Source organism: Janthinobacterium sp. SUN120, from assembly GCF_030397735.1.
Classification (GTDB): Bacteria; Pseudomonadota; Gammaproteobacteria; order Burkholderiales; family Burkholderiaceae_D; genus Janthinobacterium; species Janthinobacterium kumbetense.
Genome location: NZ_JAPUBW010000002.1, coordinates 118,902 through 134,259, shown reverse-complemented (window position 1 = coordinate 134,259; position 15,358 = coordinate 118,902). Strand labels below are relative to the sequence as shown.

General features: G+C 62.1%; 15 protein-coding genes. 8 read left to right on the top strand and 7 right to left on the bottom strand.

Going from position 1 to position 15,358, the window contains the following annotated elements:
* Positions 1–96: 96 nt before the first annotated feature.
* Both fabI and O0879_RS10270 read right to left on the bottom strand, forming a co-directional pair.
* Positions 97–885, bottom strand: a complete 789-nt coding sequence (fabI, locus tag O0879_RS10275; protein WP_099667252.1) for an enoyl-ACP reductase FabI — start codon at positions 883–885, stop codon at positions 97–99.
* 103 nt (positions 886–988) lie between these two features.
* Entirely contained in the window at positions 989–2,401 is a 1,413-nt protein-coding gene (locus O0879_RS10270) for a transglycosylase SLT domain-containing protein (protein ID WP_034779271.1), read from the bottom strand.
* A 338-nt stretch (positions 2,402–2,739) separates the two neighbouring features.
* Here O0879_RS10270 and O0879_RS10265 point away from each other — a divergent pair, with 338 nt between their 5' ends.
* Both O0879_RS10265 and O0879_RS10260 read left to right on the top strand, forming a co-directional pair.
* Complete coding sequence (locus O0879_RS10265) at positions 2,740–3,312, top strand: DUF1415 domain-containing protein (RefSeq protein WP_289904335.1); 573 nt, start codon at positions 2,740–2,742, stop codon at positions 3,310–3,312.
* A complete protein-coding gene (locus O0879_RS10260) occupies positions 3,312–3,506 on the top strand; it encodes a DUF1289 domain-containing protein (RefSeq protein WP_034779267.1) in 195 nt (64 codons plus the stop codon). Before O0879_RS10265 ends, O0879_RS10260 begins: the two co-directional genes overlap by 1 nt.
* A 66-nt stretch (positions 3,507–3,572) precedes the next feature.
* Here the strand turns inward: O0879_RS10260 and O0879_RS10255 are convergent, their stop codons facing one another.
* Complete coding sequence (locus O0879_RS10255) at positions 3,573–4,079, bottom strand: DUF1993 domain-containing protein (protein WP_034779265.1); 507 nt, start codon at positions 4,077–4,079, stop codon at positions 3,573–3,575.
* A 259-nt stretch (positions 4,080–4,338) separates the two neighbouring features.
* On the opposite strand from O0879_RS10255, the gene O0879_RS10250 reads away from it, so the two are divergent.
* Entirely contained in the window at positions 4,339–7,476 is a 3,138-nt protein-coding gene (locus tag O0879_RS10250) for an EAL domain-containing protein (protein ID WP_289916317.1), read from the top strand.
* A 10-nt stretch (positions 7,477–7,486) separates the two neighbouring features.
* A complete protein-coding gene (locus O0879_RS10245; RefSeq protein WP_289916315.1) occupies positions 7,487–9,769 on the top strand; it encodes a xanthine dehydrogenase family protein molybdopterin-binding subunit in 2,283 nt (760 codons plus the stop codon).
* Positions 9,770–9,771: 2 nt separating this feature from the next.
* Here O0879_RS10245 and O0879_RS10240 read toward each other — a convergent pair whose 3' ends face one another.
* On the bottom strand, positions 9,772–10,203 hold the full coding sequence (locus O0879_RS10240; RefSeq protein WP_099667255.1) for a thioredoxin family protein: 432 nt from the start codon (positions 10,201–10,203) through the stop codon (positions 9,772–9,774).
* A gap of 52 nt (positions 10,204–10,255) precedes the next feature.
* Positions 10,256–10,537 carry a hypothetical protein gene (locus O0879_RS10235; RefSeq protein ID WP_289917909.1) on the bottom strand — a complete coding sequence of 94 codons (282 nt, stop codon included), beginning with the start codon at positions 10,535–10,537 and terminating at the stop codon, positions 10,256–10,258.
* On the opposite strand from O0879_RS10235, the gene rlmJ reads away from it, so the two are divergent.
* A complete protein-coding gene (gene rlmJ, locus O0879_RS10230; protein WP_070255356.1) occupies positions 10,481–11,398 on the top strand; it encodes a 23S rRNA (adenine(2030)-N(6))-methyltransferase RlmJ in 918 nt (305 codons plus the stop codon). The genes O0879_RS10235 and rlmJ overlap by 57 nt on opposite strands.
* 77 nt (positions 11,399–11,475) lie before the next feature.
* On the opposite strand, the gene O0879_RS10225 is transcribed toward rlmJ, so the two are convergent.
* Positions 11,476–12,225 (bottom strand): SAM-dependent methyltransferase, encoded by a 750-nt coding sequence (locus tag O0879_RS10225; protein WP_289910727.1) that lies wholly within the window; start codon positions 12,223–12,225, stop codon positions 11,476–11,478.
* 18 nt (positions 12,226–12,243) lie between these two features.
* Entirely contained in the window at positions 12,244–12,852 is a 609-nt protein-coding gene (locus O0879_RS10220; RefSeq protein WP_251351581.1) for a Maf-like protein, read from the bottom strand.
* A gap of 223 nt (positions 12,853–13,075) precedes the next feature.
* Between O0879_RS10220 and O0879_RS10215 the strand changes: the two genes are divergently transcribed.
* From O0879_RS10215 to plsX, 3 genes are all read left to right on the top strand, one after another.
* Positions 13,076–13,573: a DUF177 domain-containing protein gene (locus tag O0879_RS10215; RefSeq protein WP_099667258.1), complete on the top strand. Its 498-nt coding sequence runs from the start codon at positions 13,076–13,078 to the stop codon at positions 13,571–13,573.
* A 314-nt stretch (positions 13,574–13,887) separates the two neighbouring features.
* Positions 13,888–14,070, top strand: coding sequence for a 50S ribosomal protein L32 (gene rpmF / locus O0879_RS10210; protein ID WP_034749653.1), 183 nt, complete (start codon positions 13,888–13,890; stop codon positions 14,068–14,070).
* Positions 14,071–14,280: 210 nt separating this feature from the next.
* A complete protein-coding gene (plsX, locus tag O0879_RS10205; RefSeq protein ID WP_034779241.1) occupies positions 14,281–15,348 on the top strand; it encodes a phosphate acyltransferase PlsX in 1,068 nt (355 codons plus the stop codon).
* Positions 15,349–15,358 lie beyond the last annotated feature (10 nt).

Genomic DNA, 15,358 nt, shown 5'->3' with positions numbered 1-15,358 from the left:
ATGGCCATGAGGTCGGCGGGCAGCGGCGGCGCCTGTCGCGTTTCCCTGGCCAGGTTGATTTGCCGGGCCGCTTGCGCCACGTCGACCAGGTGCCAATTACTCTACTTCGGGATTGACGGCCATCACTTGCGAAAAGCCGCCATCGACGTAGGTAATCTCGCCCGTGATGCCGGAAGCCAGGTCGGACAGCAGGAAGGCGGCCGTGTTGCCCACTTCCTCGATGGTGACGTTGCGCCGCAGCGGGGCGTGTTCGGCCACAAAGCCCAGCAGCTTGCTGAAATCCTTGATGCCGGAAGCGGCCAGGGTCTTGATGGGGCCGGCCGAGATGCCGTTGGCGCGGATGCCGCGCGGGCCCAGCGATTCGGCCAGGTAGCGCACGGACGCTTCCAGCGACGCCTTGGCCAGGCCCATGGTGTTGTAGTAGGGCACGGCGCGCACGGCGCCCAGGTAAGTCAGGGTCAATACGCAGGCGCCCGGATGCAGCAGGGGCAGGGCGGCCTTGGCCATGGCGGGAAAGCTGTAGGCGGAAATGTCGTGCGCGATGCGGAAGCTGTCGCGCGACAGGCCATCGAGGAAGTCGCCGGCGATCGCTTCGCGCGGCGCGAAACCGATGGCGTGCACGAGGCCATCGAGGTGTTCCCAGTGCTGCGCCAGGTCGCTGAAGACGGCGCTGATCTGTTCATCGCTGGACACGTCGCAGTCGAAGACCAGTTCGCTGCCGAATTCCGCCGCAAATTCCGTAATGCGCTCCTTGAAGCGTTCGCCCACGTAGGTGAAAGCGAGGGTGGCGCCTTCGCGGTGGCAAGCCTTGGCGATGCCGTAGGCGATGGAGCGGTTCGACAGCAAGCCCGTGATGAGAATTTTTTTGCCTTGCAAGAAAGCCATGACGACTCCTGTCTGGGTAGGTGGGCGGGTAAGGCGGATGTGCAACCGGCCGCGACAGCAAGGCTGTGGCGGCCGGTGAGGTAGGTCAATACAGCTCAGGCGATCAGTGACGGGCCTTGGCGCGACTGTTGCCGCCGCCGCGCTGGATGCGCGGTTTCACCAGGGAAATTGGCGCGGCTTGCACCTTGCCTCCCTTGGCGGCGCGGCGCAGTGCCTTGGCGGCCCGTTCCGGACGGTCCGCTTCCAGCAGCATGGTGGCGCTGTCGGCGATTTCCTGGGTGATGTCCTTGTTCATCGTGGCCGAGGTTTTCGGCACGAGGATGGTGGAGCCGGCGCGCAGGCTGGTGCGCTGCGGAATATTGTTGGCCTGGCGCAGCACGTCGGCCGTGGTGCCGAATTTCGACGCCAGGGTTTCGATGCGTTCGCGCGCATTGGTGATCTTGTGCGTCGTCCAGCTCGACAAGGCATGGCCCCATTGCGCCAGGTTGGTGGTGAACTTGGCGGCGTTTTCCTGTGGCAACAGAATCTTGGTCTTTTCGCCGCCGATGATGACGGGGCGGTTAAATTGCGGATTCAAGGCCTTGAATTCATCCATCGACAGTTCGGCCAGCTGGGCGGCGACGGTGATGTCGATGTCGCTGGTCTTGTCGATGGCCGTGAAGTAGGGCTGGTTGTCGACCACGGGCAGGGTCAGGCCGAACTGGGCCGGATTGGCGATGATGTTTTTCACCGCTTGCAGCTTGGGCACGTAGTTGCGCGTTTCGGCCGGCATCAGGTCGGCCAGGCTTTCGAAGTCGGTCGGCTTGCCCAGCGCCTGGTTTTTCTTGATGGCGCGCTGTACCGAGCCTTCGCCCCAGTTGTAGGCGGCCAGGGCCAGTTGCCAGTCGCCAAACATGTCATACAGGCGCTGCAGGTACGTCAGGGCCGCATCGGTCGAGGCCAGCACGCCGCGGCGCTCGTCCTTGAACATGTTTTGCTTGAGGTTGAAATCGCGCCCCGTGGCGGGCACGAATTGCCACATGCCGGCCGCATTGGCGCTGGAGAACGCTTGCGGGTTGAAGGCGGACTCGATGAACGGCAGCAAGGCCAGCTCCGTCGGCATGCCGCGCTTTTCCAGTTCCTGCACCACGTGGAAGATGTAGCGCGAGGCGCGCGCCGTCGTGCGGGCGATGTAGTCGGGGCGGGTGGCGTACCAGTTGACGTGATTGGCCACCAGCTGGTTGTTGATGTCGGGAATCGCATAGCCGCTGCGGATGCGGCCCCAGACGTCGGCTTCGCGCAGCGGATCGGAATTGTCGCTGAGGTTTTTCAGCAGGCGGTCGGTCTTTTGCAGGCGGTTGTCGAGAGTGGGGAGTTTCGCCGTGACCTGGGCGGTCATCGGGATCAGGGCAGGTGCGGCGGCGGCGACTGGCGCGTTATCGCTCTCAACACCGGCTTCGTACGCCTGGCTGAGGGCGGGCGCAAGCGCCAGTGCCAACGCCGCCAGGACGGTAGATTTAAAGGAGTTTTCGTGCATAGTGTTCCATTGTTGTCGTCGGAGAAACATCGGACAGACCCATGATCAAGCAGCGAGTGTACGTATATCCACATGCAGGAGTCAAGAATTATGTCAGCATGATGACAGGAAATAAGCGGCAATAAGTGGGATACGGCTGAGTTTCCATTCGCAAATGCTGTCATTATTGCAAATTTAATTTGCCCAATGCGTGATTCGGCCGCTGTTATAGCATACATGGCGAAGAGGCTGGCGCAAGCTTGGACAGCGCCGGGCATGAGGCTGCGCAAAAGTGCGTACAATTTGGCTTTGGCCGGCCATTCGGCTGCCGGCCGCCATATTGATAGAGAGTTAAGTATATGAACACCCCGACGCGCCACGACGACGACAACGCCGTCATCATCGCCAATACCGTTGCCTGGCTGGAAAAGGCCGTGATCGGCCTGAACCTGTGCCCGTTCGCCAAGGCCGTGCACGTCAAGAAGCAGATCCGCTACGTGGTGTGCGAATCGAGCAATCCGGAAGATTTGCTGGCGCTGCTGATGGACGAGCTGCAAATCCTGGCCGACACGGACCCCGAGCAGATCGACACGACCTTGCTGATCCATCCATATACCCTGAACGATTTCCTCGACTACAACGAGTTCCTCGATGTGGCCGACGCGGCCGTCGAAGACATGCACCTGGCGGGCGAACTGCAAGTGGCCAGTTTCCACCCTGACTACCAGTTTGCCGAGACGTTCGAGGACGACATCAGCAACTACACCAACCGTTCGCCGTACCCGACCCTGCATTTGCTGCGCGAAGACAGCATCGAGCGCGCCGTCGAGGCATTCCCGGAAGCATCGGAAATTTTCGACAAGAATATTGCCACACTGGAAGCGCTGGGCACTGAAGGCTGGGAAAAGCTCGGCTTGCCGAAGGTATCCTGATGGCGGACAAGGAATTGCCGCCGCGTCCCGATACGCCCTGCGTGGCCGTGTGCTCGACAACCTTCGATGAAATCTGCCGCGGCTGCGGCCGCAGTGTCGTGGAAGTGGCCCACTGGGTGTCGATGACGGATGAAGAGAAGGAAGTGGTGTGGGTGCGCATCCTGGCGCAAGGGTATCCGCGCAGGAATACTTAATCTGGCTCAATGTAATACCGGGGTGTGACCTTCAAGATCCGACCCCGGTATTTTTTGGGCTAACGATCAATAACTACCGATGAAATCCTTCTTGCCCACTTCGATGCCATTGTGACGCAGGATGTCGTACGCCGTCGTCGCGTGGAAGAAGAAGTGCGGCAGCGCGTAGTGGAACAGATAGGTCTGGCCCGTGAAGTGCTTGGTCTTTTCGCCGCTGCCGGTGGTGATGGCGCGCGTTTCGCTGCCGTCGATGTCCGCTTGCGGCAGGCTTTCCAGGAAGGCGATGGTTTTCACGATGCGCGCCTTCAGCTCTGCAAAGCTCTGTTCGCTGTCTTCATACGGCGGCACGGCCACGCCGGCCAGGCGCGCGCCGCAGCCCTTGGCGAAGTCGGTGGCGATCTGGATCTGGCGCACGAACGGCAGCATGTCCGGGAACAAGCGGAATTGCAGCAGGGCGTTCGGGTCGATTTTCTTGTCTTGCGCGTGCGTTTCCGCCTTGTCCAGGATGGCGGCCAGGCTGCCCAGGATCTGTTTGAAGACGGGGATCGAAGCGGAGTAGATGGAGAAGGTCATGATGGTTCCTCTAGGTAAAGTGGCGCGATGATAGCAAGCTGCGCGCTTTTCTGCTGGCGCCGGCCTGGCGCGCCGGCATGCGTGTGGTTTTTCAACCCTGTTTATATGACATCAGGTAGCCGCCGGCGCGTGTTTGTTGGTGACTTTTCCCGCTTTTTGCATGCATAATTGCTCCTGATAAAGATTCGTCCCGCCTCGCCACCCGATTCCCCTGTAAAGTCAATGATCGCCCGCCTGATCCCTGTTGCCCTGTTGCCGCATGTTTAATTCACCTTCTCAGCGCCTGCGCGCCAGCCTGCGCGTGCTGTATGGCTCGTCGATCTATGGCGCCTTGCTGCTGGTGGTCTTTGGCGGGCTGGTCGTGCCCGCCATCTTCGGCAGCTATGTGCTGGTCGGCGTGCATGAGCGCCAGTCGGCGCGCACCAGCCTGAACGAGGCCTTGCAGCGCAATGCCGACATCCTGGCGCTGGGCATGCAGGAGTCGCTGTGGAACATGAATGCGGAATCGGCCCACTCGCTGGTCGAGTCGGTGATGCGCGACCGCTCCGTGCTGCTGGTGAAGGTGCTGGGGCAGGGCGACACGGAATTCATCCGCCTGCGGGCGCCGCAACGGCCCGTGGGCAATCTGTACCGCGCCGAGCGCGACATCCTCGTGCGCGGCGAACGCATCGGCCACGTCGTCGTCGAAATGGACGATGCGCGCAGCCAGCAGGAGCTGCGCGAAAAGCAGATCTCCTATATTTTCGTGCTGGGAGCGCAGCTGGCCGTGTCGATGGCGCTGATCGTGCTGTTCCTGAACCGCCGCCTGTTGAAACCCCTGCGCCGCCTGACGCGCTTTTCCGACCGCCTGTCGCACGGCGATTTCGACACGCCCCTGGCTTCGCACAGCAATGACGAACTGGGTCGCCTGACGGCCCAGCTCGAGCAAATGCGCGCGGCCATCGGCCAGCTGTTCGAGGACGTGGGCCAGCGCGAAGAGCGCTTCCGCACCATCGTCACGCAGGTGCCGGGCGCCGTCTTCCGCTACCGGCCCGACGGCCCCATCGACTTCGTCAGCGACGCCATCGAGGAAATTTCCGGCTATTCGGCGCGCCAGTTCATGCGCGGCACCACGCATGCCTGGGCCGACCTGATCTGCCCGGAAGACCGCCGCGAGCACCGCCGCGCCGTGCGCCAGGCGGTGGCCGAGGTGCGGCCGTATGCGCTGGAATACCGCATCATCGACGCTTTCGGCATCGAACGCTGGGTAGCCGAGAATGGCCAGCCGCAGGCGGGCGAGCAGGGCGTCATCTGGGTCGACGGCATCATTGCCGACATCAGCCAGCGCAAGCATCACGAGATGCGCATCGAAGCGCTGCTGACGGAGCAGAGCGCGATTCTCGACAACGTGATGTTCGGCGTGATGTTCGTGCGCCACCGCCGCATCATTTCCGTCAATCGCCGCTGTGAAGAGCTGTTCGGCTACGACCATGCCGAGATGACGGGGCGTTCGACGTCCATCGTGTTTGCGAGCGCGTATGACTTCGAGGATGCGGGCGAGCGCCAGTATCCGGCGCTGGCCCAGGGCGGCGATTTCAGCGAGGAGCGCCAGTACAAGCGGCGCGACGGCAGCCTGTTCTGGGCGCTGGTCAGCGGCTGCGCGCTCGATCCGCTGCGCCCCAATGAAGGCAGCATCTGGGTGTATGCCGACATCACGGCGCGCAAGGAAGCCGAGGAAAAGCTGCGCCTGTCGGCCACTGTGCTTGAACATATTGCCGACGGCGTGATGCTGGTCGATGCCAGCGGCATCATCGTCACCGTCAATCCCGCCTTCACGCAGATCACCGGCTATACCGAGGCCGAAGCGGTGGGCCAGCACTCGTCGCTGACCCGCTCGGCGCGCCACGACGCGGCGTTTTACCAGGCCATGTGGGACGAATTGAAGGCCAGCGGTTTCTGGCGCGGCGAAATCTGGCACCAGCGCAAGAACGGCGAACTGTACCTGGAGTGGCTGACCATCAGCGCCGTGCGCGACACGCACGCCACCACCACGCATTACGTGGGCGTGTTCAGCGACATCACCCTGATCAAGGAGTCGCAGGAAAAGCTCGACCACATGGCCCACCACGACCCGCTGACGGCGCTGCCGAACCGCCTGCTGTTCCACGACCGCCTGCAGCACGCCTTGCTGCGCGCCGCGCGCGACCAGGAGCACCTGGCCGTGCTGTTCATCGACCTGGACCGCTTCAAGAACGTCAATGACACCCTGGGCCACCATGTGGGCGACGAATTGCTGCAAAAGGTGGCCGGCCAGCTGGCCGCGCGCCTGCGCGAAGGCGACACCCTGGCGCGTCTGGGCGGCGATGAATTCATCGTCCTGCTCGAACGCGTCGATGGCGAGTACGGTGCGACGCAGGTGGCGGAAAAGCTGATGACCATGTTCGACCAGCCCTTCACGGTGGCCGACCATGAACTGTTCGTCACCTGCAGCGTGGGTATCAGCCTGTATCCGGACGATGCGCTGGACTTGAACATGTTGATCCGCAATGCCGACGTGGCCATGTACCAGGCCAAGGCGCGCGGGCGCAACGGCTACCGCTTCTATGCGCCGTCGATGACGGGCGAAGGCGTCGAGCGCCTGCGCCTGGAAACCTTCTTGCGCCGCTCGATCGAGAAAAACGAGATGTTCCTGAATTACCAGCCGCAGGTGGAAATCGACACGGGCCGCCTGGTCGGCGTCGAGGCGCTGGTGCGCTGGAACCATCCGGAACTGGGCCTGGTGCCGCCGGCCCGCTTCATTCCGCTGGCCGAGGACAGCGGTTTCATCAACCAGCTGGGCAAATGGGTGCTCGACGAGGCGTGCCGCCAGATGATGCGCTGGCAGGCGCAGGGCTTGCACGTGCCGAAGATGGCCGTGAATCTGTCGGTAAAACAGTTCGAGCGGGGCAGCATCGCCGGCATGGTGGCCGACATCCTGATAGAAACGGGCCTGGAGCCGCAGCGCCTGCAGCTGGAAGTGACGGAATCGGTGATCATGAACACGGGCGACGCGCTGGGCTTCATCAACGATTTGCACGCCATCGGCGTGGGCCTGGCCATCGACGATTTCGGCACCGGCTATTCCTCGCTCGCGTATCTGAAACAGCTGCCCGTGCAGACGCTGAAGATCGACCGCTCCTTCATCAAGGATATCTCGACGGACGTCAACGACGAGGCGATCGCGATCGCCATCATCCAGCTGGGCAAGAGCATGCAATTGTCCGTGATTGCCGAAGGCGTGGAGACGGAAGAGCAGGCCGCCTTCCTGCTGCGCCATGGCTGCAAGCTGGCGCAAGGTTATTTTTATAGCCGTCCGGTGCTGGCACAGGATATGCTGGAGCGCTGGACCGATCCGCTGGATCAACCACTAATCAATTAAAGGGTATCCCATGGCCGGAGAAAAAAACACGTCGCGCCGCCGTTTCCTGCTCGGCGGCCTGGGTCTCGGCGTGGCCGGCGTGGGCGCCCTGGTGCTGGGCTGGGGCGTGCTGCCGCCGCGCCAGCGCCTGCATGGCAGCGCGCCGCTGCCGCTGCAGGATGGCGCCGTGGCCCTGAACGGCTGGCTGGCCATAGGCACGGACGGCACGGTGACCCTGGCCATGCCGCGCAGCGAGATGGGGCAGGGCGTGCACACGGCCTTGCCGATGCTGGTGGCCGAGGAACTCGACGTGCCTTTGAGCAGCGTCAAGCTGATCCAGGCGCCCATGGATAAAATCTTCGGTAATGTCGCCATGCTCAAGGATAGCCTGCCGTTCCACCCGGACGACCAGGGCCGCCTGAAGGCGCTGGCGCAGTGGACGGTGGCCAAGGCGGCGCGCGAACTGGGCGTGGTCGTCACGGGCGGCTCGTCGAGCGTGAAGGATGGCTGGGGCCCCATGCGCGAAGCGGGTGCGTCGGCGCGCGCCATGCTGGTAGGCGCCGCCGCCGCGCTGTGGCAAGTGCCGCCCGCGCAATGCCGCACGGAAGATGGCGCAGTGGTCCACCCGGATGGACGGCGCGCCAGCTACGCCAGCCTGGCGCAGCGCGCCGCCGGCGTCGACCCGGGCACGCCCGTGCTCAAATCCCCCAAGGATTTCAAGCTGATCGGCCAGCCGGCGCCGCGCCGCGACACGCCGTCCAAAGTCAATGGCAGCGCGCGTTTCGGCATCGATGCGCGTCCGCCGGGCATGCTGTATGCGGCCCTGCATCTGCCGCCGCGCCTGGGCGACACCCTGGCCGCGTTCGACGCGGCGCCCGTGCTCGCCATGCCGGGCGTGAAAAAGGTGGTGGACCTGACGCCGCAGTTGCCCCAGCGCGGCACATCGGTCACCTCGTGCGCCGCCGTGGTGGCCGACACCTGGTGGCGCGCGAAACAGGCGGCCGCCGCCTTGCCGACGCAGTGGAAGGCCGGTCCGCAGGCGAACCTGTCCAGCGCCGGCGTGTATGCGGAGTTTGCCCGCCTGCTCGACAGCGAGGCGGGCCATGCGTACCACGCCAGCGGCGAGGTGGAAAGCAAGGCCGTGCAGGGTTTGCGCAGCGTCAAGGCCGAGTACCGCGCGCCGTTTCTCGCGCACGCCGCCATGGAACCCGTCAACTGCACCGCGCAAGTCAAGGATGGCAAGGTGATGCTGTGGGTGTCGACGCAGGCGCCCGGTATCGCCGTCGATGTGGCGGCGAAGGTGGCCGGCGTCGATGCGAAGGATGTGACGATCGAGGTGCTGCTGCTCGGCGGCGGTTTCGGCCGCCGCCTGGAAGTGGATATGGTGGCCCAGGCCGTCGCCATCGCGCTGCAGTGCGGCGGCGCGCCCGTGCAACTGGTGTGGACACGCGAACAGGACACCCGGCACGATATGTACCGTCCCGCCGCGCTGGCCCGCTTCGCGGCCCGCCTCGACGAACACGGCCGCATCGCGTCCTGGGACAACAAATCCGTCAGCGCTTCCATCACGCATCAGTTCTTGCAGCGCAATTTCGGCTTGCCCGGCGCGGGGCCGGACAAGACGACGGCCGAAGGCGAATTCGACATGCCGTATGAAATCGCCAACCAGCGCATCGCCCACGTGATCGCCGACAGTGCTGTGCCGGTAGGCTATTGGCGCTCCGTGGGGCACTCGCACAATGCCTTCTTCAAGGAAAGCTTTATCGACGAACTTGCGCACGCGGCGGGGCAGGACGGCGTCGCCTTCCGCCGCGCCATGCTGGTGAAACATCCGCGCCACCTGGCCGTGCTCGATGCGGCCGTTGCCAGGGCGGGCAGTCCTCCGCCTGGCCATGCGCACGGCGTGGCCTTGCACCAGTCGTTCGGCAGCATCGTCGCGCAAGTGGCGCAGGTATCCGTGGAAAATGGCGAAATCCGCGTGCAGCGCGTGGTGTGCGCCATCGATTGCGGCATCGCCGTCAATCCGAACATCATTGCCCAGCAGATGGAGTCTGCCGTGCTGTTCGGCTTGTCCGCGGCGCTGGGCGGCGAAATCACGTTCCAGGAAGGCAAAGTCGAGCAAAGCAACTTCCACGACTATCCCGTGCTGCGCATGGGGCAAACGCCCGAGGTGGAAACCATCATCATCGCCAGCGCGGAACACCCCGAAGGCGTGGGCGAGCCGGGCACGCCGCCGATCGCGCCGGCCGTGGCCAATGCCGTGTTCAGTTTGACGGGGAAACGGCTGCGCAGCCTGCCGCTGCGCCTGGGCTGATCTTACTGATCGAGTGTCGCGGCCAGCATGTGGCGCAAGTTGCAGTCGCGCTGCCAGTCGCGCCGCTCCTGCGTGCTGCCGGCCAGCGCAGCCAGTTCCTGCGCGCTGAGCGCCTGCTGCGCCTGCACCATGCGGTGCGCCAGGCCGCCGTCGGGCAGCACGGTGCCGAAGAAGGCCACGTTGTCGTCGTGCTGGATCAGCAGGGTGGGGAAGTTGTCGATGTCGAGGTCGCCCACCACGTCGGCCTGGTCTTCGATATCGACCCAGACGAAGACGGTGTCCGGGTGGCGCGCGGCCAGTTCCTCGAACGTGGCGCGGTAGCTGCCGCAGGTGCCGCACCACAGCGCGCACAGGCAGGCCACCGTCCAGCGCGGGCCGGCCAGGGCTGCCGCGACGTCGGCGCGGTTATCGGTCGTGAGGGTCAGGCTGTGCATGGTCGTATCTATTCAGTAGGGCGATGGGCGCCGGGCGCCCGATGCGCGTATTCTACCGCGCCCGGCGACGCCAGTCGCGGGAATGCATGAGCTTGTTTATCCGTGTTTTTTGATGCAACGCACCTTTCTGGTGGATAATGCTGGTAATTGCGCGCTGATTACGCTGGTCCATGTTGTTTCCTGGCCCCGCAGCCTGACCCCTCCAGTCTGTTTTCATGCCCTGCCCGGTGTCAGCGCTCCCGCCTTTATTTATTTTTATTATGGAATTAGCCAGCTTATGTTGAGTTACCGCCACGCCTTTCACGCGGGTAATCACGCCGATGTGTTGAAACATTATGTGCAGATTCAGTTGTTGCAATATCTGAATCAAAAAGATACCGCCTATAGTTATATCGATACCCATTCCGGCGCGGGCGTGTATGCGCTCGACGGCGGCTATGCGTCGAAAAATGCCGAGTACGAAACGGGCATCGCGCCCCTGTGGGACCGCACGGACTTGCCGGCCTCGCTGGCCGAGTACATGAAGTTGATCAAGGAAATGAATCCGAGCGGCAAGATGCGCTACTACCCGGGTTCGCCGTACTGCGCCGACAAGGTCAGCCGCGAGCAAGACCGTCTGCGCCTGTTCGAGCTGCATCCCGCCGATGCCAAGATTCTGGCCGACAACTTCCGCAAGGTCGAGGCGCATGCGCTGGCCCAGGGCGAGCGTCCGACCGTGCGCGGCAAGCGCGTCATCATCACCAAGGCGGACGGCTTCCAGAGCCTGAAAGCCCTGCTGCCGCCGCCATCGCGCCGCGCGCTGGTGCTGATCGACCCGCCGTACGAAGACAAGATGGATTACCGCAAGGTCAAGGACACCTTGGCCGACGCCCTCGTGCGCTTCCCGTCGGGCATGTATGCCGTCTGGTACCCGGTGCTGCAGCGCATGGAGTCGCGCCAGTTCGCCGACAAGCTGAAGCAACTGCCCAGCTCGGACTGGCTGCACGTGACCCTGACGGTGAACACCCCGTCGCCGGACGGCTTCGGCTTGCACAGCAGCGGCATGTTCATCCTGAATCCGCCATACACCCTGGAGCCGATGTTGCGCGAAGTCATGCCGTACCTGGTGAAGGTATTGGGCCGCGACGACGGTGCCAAGTTTGTATTGGAAACGGGCAAGGGCGGACAGAAGAATACGGGTACAAGAAGAGTGTAATCACACTTGTCTTGGTAGTGCTGTAATAAAAAACGCCACGGGCAATGTACCCGTGGCGTTTTTTTATGGGCCGGGGATTACTGTCCCAGCAGCAAGAACACGGTCGGTTTCTTGTGGAAGTCAGGGGCTTTGCCTGCAGCCAATTGTTTCTTCCACTGTCCGCCATTCCACGTTTGCACGCTTTCCGTGTCCAGGCTCAGGTCGGTGGCGACGCAGATCAGGGTCGATGGCGCGCATTGCGCCACGAGGGCGTCGAGCATGGCGGCGTTGCGGTACGGCGTTTCGATGAACAGCTGGGTCTGCTTTTCATTGCGCGAACGCCCTTCCAGTTCCTTCAGGCGCTTGGCGCGCAGGGCCGCATCCGTGGGCAGGTAGCCGTTGAAGGCGAAGCTCTGGCCGTTCAAGCCGCTGGCCATCACGGCCAGCAGGATCGACGACGGACCCACCAGCGGGCGCACTTTAATGCCGTGCTGATGCGCCAGACGCACCAGGTCGGCGCCGGGGTCGGCCACGGCGGGCACGCCCGCTTCCGACACGAGGCCCGCGTCGCGCCCCGCCAGCAGGGGCGCCAGCAAGCCGGCCAGCGCTTGCGCCGGGGTATTCACGTTCAGTTCGGAAATCGTGATTTCCTGCAGTGGCTTGGCCAGCGGATGCTGGTTGCCGATCAATTTCAGGAAGGCGCGCGCCGTCTTGGCATTTTCCGCAACGAAATAATCGAGCTGGGACGTGATGTGCCGTACTTGCTCTGGAATGATGTGGGCCAGCGGGTCGGCCGGGCTGTCGGACAGGCCGAGGTGGTTGGGAATCAGGTACAGGGTGCCGGTCATATTCTTATTGTCGGTAAATTAAAGGGTGAAAAATGCCACGCCCGCCTTGCGCAGCATGCCGGTGAGGGCGATCAGCGGCAAGCCGGTGAGGGCGGTCGGGTCGGTGGTGGCGATGCGTTCGAGCAGGGCGATGCCCAGGCCCTCGTTCTTGGCGCTGCCGGCGCAATCATAGGGCTGCTCGATGCGCAGGTAGGCATCCAGTTCCGCATCGGGCAAGTCGCGCACGGTGACGAGGGTCTGGACATCTTCCACCTGCGCCACAGGCACCGCCTGGCGCCCGTCCAGCAGGCATAGTGCCGTGTGGAACACGGTCTGGCGTCCGCGCATGGTTTGCAGTTGCAGCAGGGCATTCGCATGGTTGCCGGGCTTGCCGATCTGCGCGCCATCGAGGGTGGCGACCTGGTCGGAGCCGATGACGAGGCTGCCAGGATGGCGGTCGAGCACGGCCTGCGCCTTGGCCTGGGCCAGGCGCAGGGCCGTGGCGCTGGGGCTTTCGCCTGGCAGGGGGCTTTCGTCGAGATCGGGCACGGCGACTTCGAAAGGCAGGCGCAGGCGTTCCAGCAATTCCTTGCGGTAGGTCGAACTCGATGCAAGAATCAAGCGCAATGGGGCGGAAGTTGGTATCATTCGGTAGTGGATGGCGGCCGGCATGGCCGCGCTGGTCGATGTCAGTGGAATTTCACGCAAATTCCAGGGCGCAGAGCCCCTGACTGAGGCTCCATGCGGCATGACGGTGTTAATGAAGTTGTCATGTTTATGGCAATGATTGCGTCAAAAAAGATGCTTAGCCTTTGACTCCGTGCTAAAAACCCTGTTATTATCGCAGGTTTTCCGGGGAAATTTTCTACCAATGAATGCTTTTGTGATCGACGCCTTTGATTTTTGTCGTATCAGCGGGAGCCGCGAGGGTGTAACTCCTGTCGCTGAAATGACCCGGTTGACCAAGGATTGTGCAGATAATTCCGGCGAAATCGCCTGGAAGATCGTCGGCGGCACCAGCAAGCTGGGCTACCCGCAACTGACCTTGTCGGTCAACGGCACCGTTCAGCTGGTTTGCCAGCGCTGCCTGACTCCGTATGCTTACGCGATAGATTCTTCGACTGTTCTGATGCTGGGCAAGGATGACGAGCACGCGGACGAGATCGAAGAAATCATCAACGATGAAACGATCGACGTGATCGTCGGCAGCCGCAGCATGGATGCCGCGGCCCTGATCGAAGATGAAGCCTTGCTGGCCCTGCCGCAGGTACCCAAACACGACGTCTGCCCCGATACGGCGCAGCTCGATGCCCTCAAGACTGAAAAGAAGTCGCCGTTCGCGGCACTGAAAGACTTGAAGCCAGAATAAAGTGGTGTAAGAAAGGAAGCTTTAAAAAAACCGTAGCGAGCGGCCCAATATCGTCTTGAGTAGCGCAAGCGTACGAAAGTACTGAGCGCCGCCAAGGCGATAGCGGGAAGCGCAGCAGGTTTTTTATGCTTCCAGTAAAGAACGTGTCAAACGCGTGTAGTAATCGAGTATGGCAAGTGTAGTGAAATGTAATTGTAATAAACGATGTCGGTCCGGGCTATTTTCGGGTAGTCTTTGCCGCTGGGATACTCGATTCGCATGTATTTGCTAATCGATTGTGCTAAAATTTTAGAACTTATGTATTAGGAGTCATCATGGCAGTTCAACAGAACAAGAAAACCCCTTCCAAGCGCGGCATGCACCGTTCGCACGACTTCCTGGTCGCGCCGCAATTGAGCGTCGAGCCAGTTACCGGCGAAACACACATGCGTCACCATATCAGCCCTAACGGCTTCTATCGTGGCCGTAAAGTGTTGAAGACCAAAAACGACGAGTAATCGACGTTTTTGTTGGGTAAGATGAAAGCGGTGTTGCGTGGTTATTCGGCGTGGCGCCGCTTCTTCTTTTTTATCGGCTGCAATTCATCTTGCGCACCCGTCATTTTGAATCAAGCTTGCTCAGGCGGTGCATGACATGCTGCGCCCTGCATATGCTCCAGTCCGATTCACATCTTGCCGCACGCCCGCAGCGGTATTGAATCAACACAAATGACAATCAAAATTTCTATCGACTGCATGGGCGGAGATCACGGTCCCTCAGTCACTATCCCCGCAGCAATTTCCTTCGTAAAACATGAGCCTGAAGCCGAACTGATCCTTGTTGGATTGGAAGACGTGATCCGTGCCGAACTGAAAAAACATAAAGCCGACACGCATCCGCGCCTGTCGGTATTGCATGCCTCCGAACAAGTTACCATGGACGATCCCCTTGAAGTGGCCCTGCGCCGCAAGAAGGACTCCTCCATGCGCGTGGCCATCGAACAGGTCAAGAACGGCGTGGCGCAAGCCTCCGTTTCCGCCGGTAATACGGCAGCCCTGATGGCCGTGTCGCGCTATGTATTGAAAACCATGTCCGGCGTCGACCGCCCGGCCATCTGCAGCATCTTGCCGAATCAAAAGAACGGCCCCACCTACATGCTGGACCTGGGCGCCAACGTCGATTGCGAACCGCATCACTTGCACCAGTTCGCCATCATGGGTTCCGTGCTCGTGTCCGCCATGGAAGGCATCGCACGCCCCACGATCGGCTTGCTGAACGTGGGCACGGAAGATATCAAGGGCAATGAAGTGGTGAAGCTCACCTCGAAGCTGCTGCAGGCCGACCACGAGCGTGGCGCGCTGAACTTCTACGGCAACGTGGAAGGCAACGATATCTTCAAGGGCACGACCGATATCGTCGTCTGCGACGGTTTTGTCGGCAATGTCACCCTGAAAGCCATCGAGGGCCTGGCGCGCTTCATGAAAGACGTGCTCACTTCCGAATTCAAGCGCAATCCGATTACCATGCTGGGCGCGCTGATCGCCCGCGGGGCCCTGAAAGCCATCGGCAACCGCTTGAATCCATCGCGTTACAACGGCGCCAGCCTGCTGGGCTTGCGTGGTCTCGTCTTCAAGAGCCATGGCAGCGCCGATGCCTATTCCTTCGAATGGGCCTTGCGCCGCGCCTTTGATGCGGCAAAAAATGACGTGCAAGCGCACCTGGCCAGCCTGATCGCCGAGCTGATGCCGCGCACGCCAGTACCGGACGAACCTACATCAACAAGCTCTACCATTTAGTGGACGGGTA

Bases quoted from the DNA above. Each gene is read 5' to 3' on its own strand.
- O0879_RS10235 (WP_289917909.1), bottom strand. From the start codon at position 10,537: ATGTTTCAACACATCGGCGTGATTACCCGCGTGAAAGGCGTGGCGGTA.
- O0879_RS10240 (WP_099667255.1), bottom strand. From the start codon at position 10,203: ATGCACAGCCTGACCCTCACGACCGATAACCGCGCCGACGTCGCGGCA.
- O0879_RS10265 (WP_289904335.1), top strand. From the start codon at position 2,740: ATGAACACCCCGACGCGCCACGACGACGACAACGCCGTCATCATCGCC.
- rlmJ (WP_070255356.1), top strand. From the start codon at position 10,481: ATGTTGAGTTACCGCCACGCCTTTCACGCGGGTAATCACGCCGATGTG.
- O0879_RS10245 (WP_289916315.1), top strand. From the start codon at position 7,487: ATGGCCGGAGAAAAAAACACGTCGCGCCGCCGTTTCCTGCTCGGCGGC.
- O0879_RS10215 (WP_099667258.1), top strand. From the start codon at position 13,076: ATGAATGCTTTTGTGATCGACGCCTTTGATTTTTGTCGTATCAGCGGG.
- O0879_RS10225 (WP_289910727.1), bottom strand. From the start codon at position 12,225: ATGACCGGCACCCTGTACCTGATTCCCAACCACCTCGGCCTGTCCGAC.
- O0879_RS10270 (WP_034779271.1), bottom strand. From the start codon at position 2,401: ATGCACGAAAACTCCTTTAAATCTACCGTCCTGGCGGCGTTGGCACTG.
- O0879_RS10255 (WP_034779265.1), bottom strand. From the start codon at position 4,079: ATGACCTTCTCCATCTACTCCGCTTCGATCCCCGTCTTCAAACAGATC.
- rpmF (WP_034749653.1), top strand. From the start codon at position 13,888: ATGGCAGTTCAACAGAACAAGAAAACCCCTTCCAAGCGCGGCATGCAC.
- O0879_RS10220 (WP_251351581.1), bottom strand. From the start codon at position 12,852: ATGATACCAACTTCCGCCCCATTGCGCTTGATTCTTGCATCGAGTTCG.
- fabI (WP_099667252.1), bottom strand. From the start codon at position 885: ATGGCTTTCTTGCAAGGCAAAAAAATTCTCATCACGGGCTTGCTGTCG.
- O0879_RS10250 (WP_289916317.1), top strand. From the start codon at position 4,339: ATGTTTAATTCACCTTCTCAGCGCCTGCGCGCCAGCCTGCGCGTGCTG.
- O0879_RS10260 (WP_034779267.1), top strand. From the start codon at position 3,312: ATGGCGGACAAGGAATTGCCGCCGCGTCCCGATACGCCCTGCGTGGCC.
- plsX (WP_034779241.1), top strand. From the start codon at position 14,281: ATGACAATCAAAATTTCTATCGACTGCATGGGCGGAGATCACGGTCCC.